The 12,385-nt window shown below is 75.3% G+C and carries 9 protein-coding genes; 5 read left to right on the forward strand and 4 right to left on the reverse strand.

What is annotated here, in order from left to right; genetic code table 11:
• The first annotated feature begins 129 nt into the window (after positions 1–129).
• Positions 130–777, forward strand: a complete 648-nt coding sequence (locus M8C11_RS08090; RefSeq protein WP_252449094.1) for a GNAT family N-acetyltransferase — start codon at positions 130–132, stop codon at positions 775–777.
• A 30-nt stretch (positions 778–807) separates the two neighbouring features.
• On the opposite strand, the gene M8C11_RS08095 is transcribed toward M8C11_RS08090, so the two are convergent.
• Positions 808–6,582: a TIR domain-containing protein gene (locus tag M8C11_RS08095; RefSeq protein ID WP_252449095.1), complete on the reverse strand. Its 5,775-nt coding sequence runs from the start codon at positions 6,580–6,582 to the stop codon at positions 808–810.
• A 108-nt stretch (positions 6,583–6,690) separates the two neighbouring features.
• On the opposite strand from M8C11_RS08095, the gene M8C11_RS08100 reads away from it, so the two are divergent.
• Genes M8C11_RS08100 through M8C11_RS08110 form a run of 3 tightly spaced genes read left to right on the forward strand, consistent with a single transcriptional unit; the run spans position 6,691 to position 9,213 of the window.
• The gene (locus M8C11_RS08100) at positions 6,691–7,923 is read left to right on the forward strand and encodes an SLC13 family permease (RefSeq protein WP_252449096.1); all 1,233 of its coding nucleotides are present in this window, start codon (positions 6,691–6,693) and stop codon (positions 7,921–7,923) included.
• Positions 7,924–7,933: 10 nt separating this feature from the next.
• The gene (locus M8C11_RS08105) at positions 7,934–8,257 is read left to right on the forward strand and encodes a nuclear transport factor 2 family protein (RefSeq protein WP_252449097.1); all 324 of its coding nucleotides are present in this window, start codon (positions 7,934–7,936) and stop codon (positions 8,255–8,257) included.
• 56 nt (positions 8,258–8,313) lie between these two features.
• Positions 8,314–9,213 carry a GNAT family N-acetyltransferase gene (locus M8C11_RS08110; RefSeq protein ID WP_252449098.1) on the forward strand — a complete coding sequence of 300 codons (900 nt, stop codon included), beginning with the start codon at positions 8,314–8,316 and terminating at the stop codon, positions 9,211–9,213.
• A gap of 19 nt (positions 9,214–9,232) precedes the next feature.
• Here the strand turns inward: M8C11_RS08110 and sigJ are convergent, their stop codons facing one another.
• Positions 9,233–10,099 carry an RNA polymerase sigma factor SigJ gene (gene sigJ / locus M8C11_RS08115; protein WP_252449099.1) on the reverse strand — a complete coding sequence of 289 codons (867 nt, stop codon included), beginning with the start codon at positions 10,097–10,099 and terminating at the stop codon, positions 9,233–9,235.
• A 138-nt stretch (positions 10,100–10,237) separates the two neighbouring features.
• On the opposite strand from sigJ, the gene M8C11_RS08120 reads away from it, so the two are divergent.
• Complete coding sequence (locus tag M8C11_RS08120) at positions 10,238–11,014, forward strand: SDR family oxidoreductase (protein ID WP_252449100.1); 777 nt, start codon at positions 10,238–10,240, stop codon at positions 11,012–11,014.
• Positions 11,015–11,040: 26 nt separating this feature from the next.
• On the opposite strand, the gene M8C11_RS08125 is transcribed toward M8C11_RS08120, so the two are convergent.
• Positions 11,041–11,448 carry a VOC family protein gene (locus M8C11_RS08125; RefSeq protein ID WP_252449101.1) on the reverse strand — a complete coding sequence of 136 codons (408 nt, stop codon included), beginning with the start codon at positions 11,446–11,448 and terminating at the stop codon, positions 11,041–11,043.
• Between the two features lie 25 nt (positions 11,449–11,473).
• Positions 11,474–12,376 carry an inositol monophosphatase family protein gene (locus M8C11_RS08130; RefSeq protein ID WP_120569719.1) on the reverse strand — a complete coding sequence of 301 codons (903 nt, stop codon included), beginning with the start codon at positions 12,374–12,376 and terminating at the stop codon, positions 11,474–11,476.
• Positions 12,377–12,385 lie beyond the last annotated feature (9 nt).

Here is a 12,385-nt window from a genome sequence, read left to right on the forward strand (position 1 = left end):
GGCACAAACTGCAAGATCGCGAGGGCTGACTGCCTCGCCGGGGGCACTAATGGCGTTGCGGGCTGGGATACCGTGAGGTTCGTTTCGCTCCCGCGAGACCAGGTCATCGATCCCCTGGGAAGCGCCATCATGGATGAACCGACCGGCGCGCTGCCGTCGACGAGCGGGTTCACGCCGGAGCCGATCTCCACCGCACGGCTTGACCTGCTGCCCCTGGCCGTCGAGCACGCCCAGGAGATGGCCGCCGTCCTCGCCGACCCGGCGCTGCACACGTTCATCGGCGGCGAGCCCGCTTCCCGCGCGGCGCTGCGGGCCCGCTACGAACGGCTGGTCGCCGGCTCGCCCGACCCGGCCGAGTCGTGGTGCAACTGGGTCATCCGGCTCCGGGACGACGGCCGGCTGGCCGGCTTCGTCCAGGCCACGGTCACCGGGCCACACGAGCCGGTGACGAACGCCGCCACGGCGGGCGCGCGGGCAGTCGGGCACCGGCACCTCGACGAGGCGACACCGGCCACCGCGGGACCGGTCGCGGAGATCGCCTGGGTGGTGGGAACACAGTGGCAGGGGCGCGGGATCGCCGCCGAGGCCGCCCGTGGGATGGCCGGCTGGCTGGGCCGGCGCGGTGTGCGTACCCTCGTGGCCCACGTCCATCCCGACCACCGCGCGTCGGCGGCGGTGGCCACGGCCTGCGGCCTGGCTCCCACCGACGTGTGGCAGGACGGCGAGGTCCGCTGGACCGGACCGGCTGCCCCGCCTCCCCCGCCTGCCCGGGGTTGACCAAGGAGTTCGTGTCGGAGACGGCGGGGGTCAGAAGGGGGCGTCCACGGACAGGCGGCGGACCTGGGTGAGGTAGGGGTCCAGTTCGCCCACCTCGAAGCGGCACGTGCCGATGACGTGCCAGAACTGGCCGCCCGGGTCGCCGTCCAGCTTGTACCGGCCGTCCGGGCTGACCGCCGCCCATCCGTCCGGCAGACCGATGAGCGTGGTCCGCAACTGGGCGTGCTCCGGGTCGGCCACGTCCCACAGCCGTACCGTGCCGTCGTCGCCGGCGCTGGCGAGCAGGCTGCTGTCCGGGCTGAAGTGCACCGACCAGACGCGCCGGGTGTGCGCGGCCAGGGTGCCGTGCAGACGGCCGGTGACCGGATCCCAGAGCCGGATCACCAGATCGTCGCCGGCGGTGGCGAGCAGGTTGCCGTCCGGGCTGAACGCGCAGGACCAGAGCCGGCCGTCGTGTTCGGTGAGCACCAGGCGCCGCTCGCCGGTGACCGCGTCCCAGACCACCGCCGTGCCGTCGTTGCCGGCGCTGGCCAGCAGCGTGCCCTCGCTGTTGAAGCCCACCGAGTAGACCCGGTCGGTGTGGTGTTCGAGGGTGAGGCGGCAGGTGGCGGTGGCGGCGTCCCAGAGCCGTACCGTCTGGTCGTCGCAGCCGGTGGCGATGGTCTCGCCGTCGGGGCTGAACGCGACGGTGCGCACGCGCCCCCGGTGCGGGGTGAGCGTGGCGAAGTGCCGGCCGGTACGGCGGTACCAGAGGCGTACCGTGTCGTCGTCGTTCGCGGTGGCGAGGGCGTCGCCGTCGGGGCTGAACGCGACCGCCCACACGTGGTCGGTGTCCACGTTGAGTTCGCGCTCGTCGGCGCCCGTGTCGGTGTTCCACAGGTGCACGCCGCCGTCGCCGCTCGGCGTGGCCACGAGCGGCTCCTCGGGGCAGAACACCACCGACAGCAGCCGGTCGGCCGGGCTGGCGAGCTGCCGCAGCAGGCGGCCGGTACGCGGCTCCCAGAGCCGGATCACGCCGTCGTTGCCGCAGGCGGCCAGCACCTCGCCGTCGTCGCGGAAGGACAGCGCGGTGACGCGGCGGCCGTGCCCGCGCAGCGTGTGCTGGAGCTGCCCGCTGCGGACGTCCCACAGCCGGGTGGTGCCGTCGTTGCTGCTGGTCGCCACCTGGTTCTGGTCCGGCCGCCAGACCACCGGCCAGACCGAGCCGCGGTGCCGGGTCAGCTCGTGCCGTACCTGCCCGTCGTCGGTGTCCCAGAGCTGGATCGCGCCGTCGCTGGCGGCGGTGGCGAGCAGGCTCCCGTCGCCGTTGAACCGGACGCTGTAGATCGCGCCGCGCTGCCGGCCGAGCACCCGTACCGGACGGCCCGTCTCGGTCTCCCACAGCCGCAGCGCGCCGTGCGTGTCGCCGGTGGCCATCAGCGTGCCGTCGGGGTGGATGTCGAGGGCGTACACGTCGGCCTCGTGGCCGCGCGGCGCGCGCAGCAGCTCGCCGTCGATGGCCCGGCGGATCCAGATCCGGCCGTGCTGCCCGACGGCGGCCAGCAGCCGGCCGTCCGGCGAGTGCACGACCCGGTAGACCACCTCCGGCTCCTGCACCTCGAACGCCAGCTTGCCGGTGGGAATGTCCCAGCCGCGGACCGTGCCGGCGCTGTCGGCCACCACGACCCGCCGCCCGTCCGGGCTGAACGACGTACCCCAGATCGGGGCGGAGTGGCCGGGCCACTCGTGGCGCAGCCGGGCGCCGCGGGTGTCGTACAGCCGCACCACGCCCGCGGCGTCGCCGACCACCAGGCGGCCCCGGCGGCCGTCGGTGAGCAGCGGCCACACCCAGCCGGCGAAGACGTCCTCGATGACGTGCCGCACGTCGCCGTGGTCGGCGTCCCACAGCCGTACGGTGAGGTCGGCCGAGCCGGTGACGAGCTGGTGGGAGGCGGCGTCGTAGCGGACCGCGTACACCCGGGACCGGTGTCCCTGGAGCGTGCGCACCGGCAGGCCGGTGGCGGTGTCGCAGAGCAGCACACCACCGTCGTCGCTGCCGACGGCGAGCACCGCGCCGTCCGGGCTGTACGCCACCGGCACCGGCAGCCGGCCCACCTCGAAGCCGTAGCCGACGCCCACGGCGGGCGGGGCCAGGCCCGGCGCGACCGGCCGGCCCGGCGCGACGACGGCGCCGCGTAGTTCCGGGGCGCGCAGCAGCGCCGGGTCGGCGCTGACGTCGATCAACGCGGTGCGGTGCCAGCTGCTGCCGGCGACGCGGGCGCCGCGCAGGTCGGTACGGAACAGGCGCGCGCCGGCCATCTCCGCGTCGCGCAGGTCCGCCCCGGCGAGGCGGGCCTGGTCGAGGCGGGCGCCGCGCAGCCGGGCGTGTTCCAGCCGCGCCTCGGTCAGGTTGGTGGCGACCAGCCGCGCGTCGGTCAGGTCGGCGCCGGTCAGGTCGGCCCCGGCGAGTTCGCGGTGGGACAGGTCCTCGCCGCGCAGCACCGCGCCGCGCAGGTCGGCCCGGTCGGGCAGGCGCAGCCGGGCGGACAGCCGCAGCGCGTTGGCGCGCAGCGTCTCGCCCGCCGACTCGTCGCCGAGCACCCGGGCGGTCCAGGCGGTGCAGCGGGCCGGGTCGGCGAGGTCGCCGAGGAACTCCACCGCGAGCGCGGACAGCGACCGCACGGCCAGCGCGGACGGTTCCTCGCCCCTGTTGATCTGCTCGGCCACCCCCTCGGCGACCAGCCACTCCATCACCGAGGTGTGGATGAACCCGAACAGCCCGTCGTCGGTGCGGACCAGCAGGCTGCCCGCGCCGACCGCGTGCGCCGCCTGCGGGCCGGACAGCCGCGAGTCGGCCCGGCCGGCGAGCTGGCCGGTGGACTCGGCCAGCTCGGCCAGGCGAAGGTACGCCTCGCCGCTCTCCCAGAGCTGGAACGCCAGCCGGCTCACCGCCTGCCACAGCTCGGGGCGGCGCAGGCTCACCGGCGCGCCCGGGATGCCCTGGGTTCGGCGTTCCTCGAAGTCCAGCCAGGACTCCAGGATCTCCCGGTACAGCGCGGCGGCGCTGAACGTGCCGCCCGCCCCGGCGACGGCCGCGAGCCGCCCCTCGTCGAGGTTGGCGATGAAGCCGAGCATGCGCGGGTTGCGGGAGAGCCCGAGCAGGTCCTTCACGCCGGCGAGCAGGTCCATCCGCTCGCGGGCGGCCCGCTCGTCGCCGCCGTACCGGTTGCGCAGGAACGCCTCGATCTGCCCGGGGGTGAAGTCCTCCACCGCGAGTACGCGCCGGTGCGGCAGCAGCCCGACCCGCTCGCCGAGCGCGGTCAGTACCTGCGAGTTGGTCTTGAAGTGCTGGGTGCGGCTGCTCACCACGATCTTCGCATTGCCCTCGGCGGCCTGCAGCAACGTCTCCAGGTGGTCGGCCGCCCGGTCGTAGGTCACCCGGGCCACCAGCTCGTCGAACCCGTCGAACAGCAGCACGATGCGGCCCTGGCGCAGCATGTAGCGGAACGCCTTGAGGTCGATCACCTGCTCGCCGTGGTTGGCCAGGTGCGCGGCGACCAGGCCGTCCACGGAGTGCGCCTTGTCCAGCGCGCGCAGCTCCACCAGGATCGGGATCAGGTCCGGTGCGGCGGTCGGCAGCCGCCGGGCCACCTCCCGCAACGCGAACGTCTTGCCCCGGCCGAAGTCGCCGAGCACCAGCACGAACCGGCCGTCCGGCGCGGAGACGGTCTCCAGCAGCTCGTCCACCACGTCGTCGCGGACGCGCTGGTCGGCGCCGACGAGGTGGCGGTAGCGCTGCGGCACGTACTGCCCGGGCGGGTAGAGCCGGTCGGCCTGGAGCCGGGCGGTCTGCGCGGCGACGTACTCGCGCAGGTCTAGCAGGCCCTGGAACTCGGTCAGGTGCAGCACGCGTACGCCACGGCGCTGCGCCTCCTCGGCCAGCCCGCGCGGCACCCGGTCGCCGTCGTAGACCAGCTCGGAGGCGATGTCTGGGTCGGTGGCGTGCACCCGCCGGGCGAAGACGTCCACGTCGGCGGCGGTGGGGGTGCCCACGTGCGCGCCGACGCGCTGCTGGCGGACCACCCCGTCGGAGCGGTAGCTGATGTACAGGTGCGGCGGGTCGGTGTCGACGCGGCGCACCACCACCCGGTCGTAGCGGGCCTCGCAGACCTCGGCGAGCCGGTCCAGCAGCCGCTGCACCGGGGCGACCGGCGCGGCGGCCGCCGCCACGCCCTGGGTGGCCCCCTCGACGGCGACCGGGCGGCGCGGGTCGGGCACCTGCGCCGGGCCGGACGCGCCGAAGGTGGCCTCCGCGTGCGGCCAGGACACGGCGGTCGCCGTGCCGCCGTCGAGCCGGTCGTCGCGGCCGAGCACCCAGCGGGTCATCCCGTCCACGCCCAGCCGCAGCACCTGCGCCCGGCCGTCGCGGGGCGCGGCGGCCAGCGGCACCACCGGGTCCACCCGGGCCGACGGCGCGGCGTCGGCCAGCAGCAGGTTGAGCATCGGGCCGACCAGCCGGTTGACCGAGCCGCGGTCGCGCAGCGACACCGGGTCCGGCGGCACCTCGTCGGCGTACGGGCTGCGCGCCCCCGGGGCGTGCGCCATCGCGCCCAGCCGCAGCCAGCCGGACTGCTGGTAGTGGCGCAGGCGCTGGGCGAACCAGCTGGACTGCGCCTCGCCGAGGAAGCCGTACCGGTCCTCCTCGCGGTGGGTGATGGCGATGGTGGAGTTCAGCCCGGCCACCACCACCCGCAGGTCCGGCACCGGGAACAGCGTCCAGGGCTGCTCGCTGTCGAAGATCCGGTCGTCGAGGCCCTGGTAGAGGTCGTCGAACAGGCGCGCGTAGTGCCGCCACTTCGGCCAGTACGGCGGCTGCGGGTCGACGTCGTCGGCCTCGCAGGTGGCGAAGTACGCGCGGCAGGCGGCCATCGTCACGTCGCGTGGGCCGGGCACCACGACCAGCCGGTGCGGTTCCAGCCCGAGCAGCACCCGCAGGCCGGTGAGGAAGCTCAGCGCGTCGGAGAACTCGCGCGGGCTGCCCGACTCGGTGAGGTTGCCGGCGACGACGAGCAGGTCCGGCCGGGGCACGCCGTCGTTCATCAGCAGCGTGAGGTCGCCCATCAGGTGTTCCTGCACCTCGCCGGGGGTGACCGGCGCGCCGGGGGTGATCACGCCCCGGCCGAAGCGCGGCCCGGCGACCTGGAGCACGGTGACGGTGTCCCGGGCGGTCGGTGGCGCCGCCGCGGCCGGCGGGAACGGCGGCGGGTTGATCGGGGTACGCCGGGCGCGGCGGGGCGCGGGCGCTCCGGCGGCGGGCGCGGCGAGCACCCCGTGCGGGTCGGCCGGGTGGTGCGGGAAGGCCGGCTGCCGCATCGGCTTGGCCCGGCCGTCGAGCGCCTCCCGGATGCGGTCGAGCACCCGGTTGCGGGCCTGCACCGGGTCGTCCACGCCGACCAGGTCCACATAGGTGATGGTGGCGAGCAGGCCGTCGATCGGGCAGTCCTCGACGCGTACCGTGACGAGCTTGTTGCCGGTGCCGTCCGGGTCGGCGCGCAGCGCGGCCTGCCACTCCAGCTTGCCGTACGTCGAGTGCAGGTAGCGCTCGGACAGCACCGCCACCACCACCTCGGCCTCACGGACGCCGCGGTCCATGAAGTCGATGAAGTTGGTGCCCGCGACGAAGTCCCACGCCTGCAGCAGCGTGCGATAGCCGGCCGCCTCGAACTCCCACGCCAGCCACGTGGCCCAGCGTTCGTCCGCGGGCGAGTAGCTGATGAAGAAATCGATGGGGCGGTCGGACCGGGTGGGGTGCGCGCCTACAACCACATGGTCATTATGGCCACCGACGGTCAACAGATCGACACCCTCGGCAGCTCGGATCGCGCCCGCGTCGGGCTCCTCCGGCCGCGCCGGCGTGTGCGAGGATCATCCCTCGTGGAGACCCCCGGCGATCCGCCGAACGCCGTGCCCGACCGTTCCCGCTGGGGCCGCCTGCACGTGCTGGACTGGATCGCGATCGGGCTCGCGGTGCTCGGGGTGGTGTTCGTGCTCACCGGGCTGCTGCCCCGCGCCGACGCCGAGGGCACGATGCGGCGGATCGTCCCGATCCTGATCTTCCTCGGCACGGTGGTGGTGCTGGCCGAGCTGACCGCTGTGGCCGGCGTGTTCGACGCGCTGGCGACCCGGGTGGCGGTGACCGCGCGGGGCAGCTTCCGGGCCCTGTTCTGGCTCTGCGTCGGTTTCGCCTCGATCACCACGATCGCGCTCAACCTGGACACCACGGCGGTCCTGCTCACGCCGGTGATGATCGCGCTGGCCCGGGCGCTGAACGTGCCGCCGACGCCGCTGGCGATGACCACCGTGTGGCTGGCCAACACGGCCAGCCTGCTGCTGCCGGTGTCCAACCTGACGAACATCCTGGCCAGCGACCGGGTCGACCTGGACCCGGTGCCGTGGGCGGCCCGGATGTGGTGGCCGCAGCTGGTCGCCGTCGCGGTGACCGCGCTGCTGCTGTGGTGGTGGTACTGGCGTCCGGCACGGGCCGGGGCCGACCCGTTCGTCCCGCCGCCGCCGTACGTGCCGCCGGACCGGGTGCTCTACCGCACCGCGCTCGCCGCCTGCCTGCTGTTCGTCGCCGGGATCCTCGCCGGGGTGGAGATCGGCGTCGCCTCCGGGGTGGCCGCCGCGATCCTGGTCGCGGGCTTCGCGGTGCGGGCCCGGCACCGGCTGCGGCTCGCGCTGGTGCCGTGGCGGCTGCTGGTGTTCGTGACCGGGCTGTTCCTGGTGGTGCAGACCATCGGCCGGTTCGGCCTGGACACGGTGATGGGCACGCTCATCGGCGCCGACCCGGGCGCGGAGGGCGCGCTGCGGGCGGGCGCGGTCGGCGCGCTGTTCAGCAACGTGGTCAACAACCTGCCCGCGTACCTGGCCGGCGAGGCGGTGATCGCGGCCGACCGGCACACCCAGTTGCTGGCGCTGCTGATCGGCACGAACGTCGGCCCGCTGGCCACGCCGTGGGCGTCGCTGGCCACACTGATCTGGTACGAGCGCTGCCGGGCCGCCGGGGTGGCCGTGCCGCTGGGCCGGTTCGTGGCCACCAGCGCCGCGCTCGCCGTGCTCGCCACCACCGCCACCGTCACGGCGCTTCTTGTCGGTCCCGGCGCCTAGCATCGCGACCATGAGCAGCACGCCCGAGATCGTCCGCCGCTACTTCGCGCTCGCCGGCCAGGCCGACAAGGAGCCCTACCTCGCGCTGTTCGCCGACGACGCGGTGGTCGAGGACGAGGGACGCACCCACCGCGGGATCGACGAGATCCGCGCCTGGCGCAGCGGCACGCCGCTGGTGTCGTACGAGATCACCGACGTCGAGCAGACCCCGGCCGGGACGGTGGTGACCGCCACGATCAGCGGCGACTTCCCCGGCAGCCCGTTCGCCGGGCTGCGGTTCCGGTTCGAGGAGTACGACGACACCCGCATCCGCCGGCTGCGCATCGCCCCCTGAGCCGGGGCGGGAAGACCGCTACGGCGCGGTCCCGGCCGCTGGCTACCGTGGCCCGCATGACCGCCGCGCCGACGCTGCACTTCTGCACCGACCCGGGCCAGTTCCTCGCCGCCGCCGAGGCGTACCTGGCCGCCGATCCGGTGGTCAACACCGTCGTCGCCACCGTCGCGCGCCGGATGGCGGCCCGCCGCGCCGAGGGCGTCGCGCTGCCCGAGGACGACTGGTGGCTCGTGGTCCGGGACGCCTCCGGGGCGGTGGTGGGCGCCGCGATGCGTGCCGCGCCGTTCCCGCCTCGACCGCCGTTCCTGCTGCCCATGCCACCGGAGGCCGCCGTGGCGCTGGCCCGGGAGTGGCACCGGCGCGGCGAGCGGGTGCGCGCGGTGAACGGCGCGCTGCCCGCCGTGCGCGCCTGCGCCGACGAGGTGGCCCGCCTCGACAGCCGGCGGGTCGAGGTCGCCCAGCACACCCGGCTGCACCTGCTCGGCCACCTCACGCCGCCCCCACCGGTGCCCGGCGCCCTGCGGGCGGCCACCGCGCACGACGTCGACCTGGTCGCCGCGTGGTTCGGCGCGTTCATGGCCGACGCCGACGAGCAGGCGGGCCGCCCACGCGGGACGAGCGCCCACGAGGCGCCCGACCACGCCGAACTGCTGCGCCGGATCCGGGACGGGCGGGTCTGGTTCTGGACCGACGGGTCGGGCGCTCCGGTGCACCTGACGGCCGCCAACCCGACGTCGTTCGGCGTTGCCCGCGTCGGACCGGTCTACACGCCACCCGAGCAGCGCGGACGCGGCTGGGCCGGAAACGCGGTCGCCGAGGTGTGCCGGCTGCTCACCGCCGAGGGGGCGCGGGTGTGCCTGTTCACCGACCAGGCCAACCCGGTGTCGAACCGGCTCTACGCCCGGCTCGGCTTCCGCCCGGTGGTCGACATGGCCAACCTGACTCTGGGCGACTGAGACGAGTCCGCCGCTCCGGTCAGCCGGCGAGGCCGAGCGCGGCCAGCCGGTGCGGGTCGGCGATCACGTCCACGGCGGCGATCCGGCCGCCGGTGACGGTGAACGCCATCACCGACAGCGGGCGGTCGCCGGCGGTCACCAGCACCCCGGCGGCGCCGTTGACGAGCACCGGCCGGGCGTGCGGGAACAGCCGGCCGAACGTGGTGGCCTGCGCCGCCACAGTCGCCGCGCCGGTCAGCACGACCGTGTGGCGGGCGTGGGCGCTCCCGGCGTCGGAGCGCAGCACCACGTCCGGGTGCAGCACGGCGATCAGCGCGTCGATGTCGCCGTCGCGGGCGGCGGCGAGGAAGGCGTCGACCACCGCTCGCTGCCGGGTCAGGTCGGGATCGGGCGTGGGCGCCTGTCCGCGTACCCGGCGGCGGGCCCGGCTGGCGAGCTGCCGGGCCGCCGCCGGTGAGCGGTCGACGAGCGGGCCGATCTCGTCGAACGGCACGCCGAACATGTCGTGCAGCACGAACGCGAGCCGCTCGGCCGGGGTCAGCGTGTCCAGCACCACGAGCAGCGCCAGGCCCACCGAGTCGGCGAGCACCGCGGCCTGCGCCGGGTCGCCCGCGCCGGCGTCCACCACCGGGTCGGGCAGGCGTACGTCCAGCGGGTCCTCCCGGCGTGCGGCGCGGGACCGCAACGTGTTGAGGCTGACCCGGGCGACCACAGTGGTGAGCCAGGCGTCCAGGTTGTCCACCGAGGCCGCGTCGGCGCGGGACAACCGCAGCCAGGTCTCCTGCACCGCGTCCTCGGCGTCGGTGAGCGACCCGAGCAGCCGGTACGCCACCGCCCGCAGCCGCGGCCGCTCCCGCTCGAACCGCTCCGCCAGCCCGGTGTCCATCACCTGAGCCTCCCCTCCCGCACACCGTCTCGACCCGCCGGGGAGCGCCGACGTGACCGGACGTGACGGCGCTCACACCTGTCACCGCGGCGGGCGGGCGCGGGTCGACGTGGCAGCACCGACAACGGGAGGACGACGATGAACGCACCCATTCTGGTCACCGGCGGCACCGGCACGATCGGCCGGCACGTCGTACCGCTGCTGCGCGCCGCCGGGCACCCGGTGCGCGTGCTCAGCCGGCGCGGCGGTCGCCCCGGCGACGGCGTCACCCACGTGACCGCCGACCTGCTCACCGGCGCGGACCTCGACCACGCCCTGCGCGGGGTGTCCACGGTGCTGCACCTGGCCGGCGGCGCGAAGGGCGACGACCGCGCCGCCGCCGACCTGGCCCGGGCCGCGCGCCGGGCCGCTGTGACGCACCTGGTGCACATCTCGGTGACCGGCGCCGACCGGGTGCCGCTGGCCTGGACGCGGTCCAAGCTCGACGCCGAACGCGCGGTGGCGGACTCCGGCGTGCCCTGGACGGTGCTGCGTGCCGCGCAGGTGCACGACCTGGTGCTGTCCATGCTGGCGGCGATGACGAGGCTGCCGGTGGTGCCGGTTCCGGGCGGGCTGCGGTTGCAGCCGGTCGACGCGGCCGAGGTGGCGGCCCGGCTGGCCGAACTGACGCTGGGCGCGCCGGCCGGGCTGGTCCCGGACCTGGCCGGGCCGGACACGTACGGCATCGGCGATCTGCTGACCGGATACCTGGCGGCCACGGGGAAGCGCCGGGCGCGGCTCCCGGTGCGCATTCCCGGACGGGCCGGCCGGGCGTATCGGGACGGCGCGAACCTGGCCCGGCCGGGTGCCGCGAGGGGCGTGCGGACCTGGGCCGGCTTCCTGGCCGACCGACTGCCGTCGCGGCCGATCGCCTGACCCGCCGCGGCGACCCTCGCCGCCGGTCAGGCGCCGGCGCGCGCAGTCGGGTGGAACTGCTCGAACATGACCTCGTAGCCGTCCGGGTCGAGCCCGTAGAAGATCCGCGCCCACCCCACGTCCTCCGGCTCCAGCGTCACCGGCAGCCCTTCCTCGCGCCACAGCGCGTACGTGGCGTCCAGGTCCGCGGTGGGCACGGTGAGCACGACACCGAGCCCCGGCGGCCCGGCCTTGACCTCGCGTTCCCGCTCCGCGTTGTGGTGCCCGTGGCGGTGCAGGTCGGACAGGATCAGCCAGGTGTGGCCGAACGTGAGGTAGCGCAGGTTCGGCTGATCCGCGTTCGGGATCTCCTTGAAGCCGAGTCGCAGGTAGAGCCGGTGGGAACGGTCCAGGTCACGGACCCGGAGCCCGAGCTTGAGCTGTCTGGCGGCCATCCCGCCGAGGCTAGCGGACTCCGGCTCACCAGCCGACCGAGCCGAGGCCGACCGGGGTGAGACGGCGCACCTGCGGCTCGATCCACTGTGCCGCGGTGACCAGTTTGACCAGCCGGTCGATGGTCTCCGGTGGCCCGGCCACGAAACTGCGCCGGTCGGCCGGGCAGCCGTACCGGTCGTCGAACGTGCCGCCGTCGAGCGCGCGTACCGCCATGCCGGCCTCGACGGCGAGCAGCATCCCGGCGGGCAGGTCGACCGCCTCGGGGCGGTAGCCGACGATGCCGTCGATGTCGCCGCGGGCCAGCATCACCCAGGACAGCAGCGGCGCCCACAGTTGCAGCACCCGGCGCGCGCTGGTGTCCAGCACCACCTTCAGCGCCCGGGCGGTGCTGTCGTCCCGGCGTACCTCGTGCCCCTGGGTCCAGGCCAGCACGGGCGCGGACGGCACCGGGCGGCGCGCGGCCCGCAGCGGCCGCGCGGCCGGGCCGGACGCGTGCACGAACGCGCCCCGGCCGCGCACCGCCGACCAGGTACGGCCCGCGACCGGGTCGTGCACCACGCCGAGCACCGGCGAGCCGCTGTCGCACAGGGCGATCCCGACCACGTACGCGGGCAGCCCGATCGCCACGTTGTTGGTGCCGTCGAGCGGGTCGACGAGCCACGCCCAGGTGGTGTCCGGGGCGTACTCGCCGCCCTCCTCGGCGATCACGCCGTGCTCCGGCCAGCGGGCCCGGATCCGGTCGACGATCAGCCGCTCGGCGGCCAGGTCGAGGTCGGTCACCAGGTCACCGGTGTCGTTCTTGGCCCGGGCGTGCACCTCCCCCCGGGTGCCCCGGCGCAGCAGGCGGCCCGCCGCCTGGGCGGCCTCCACCGCGAAGCGGTGCGCGTCGCGCAGGTCGGGCCCGCCTCTGCTCGGCTCCACGTCCATGGCTCCTCC

Origin of the sequence: Micromonospora sp. CPM1, assembly GCF_023896895.1 — a bacterium.
Classification (GTDB): domain Bacteria; phylum Actinomycetota; class Actinomycetes; order Mycobacteriales; family Micromonosporaceae; genus Micromonospora; species Micromonospora tulbaghiae.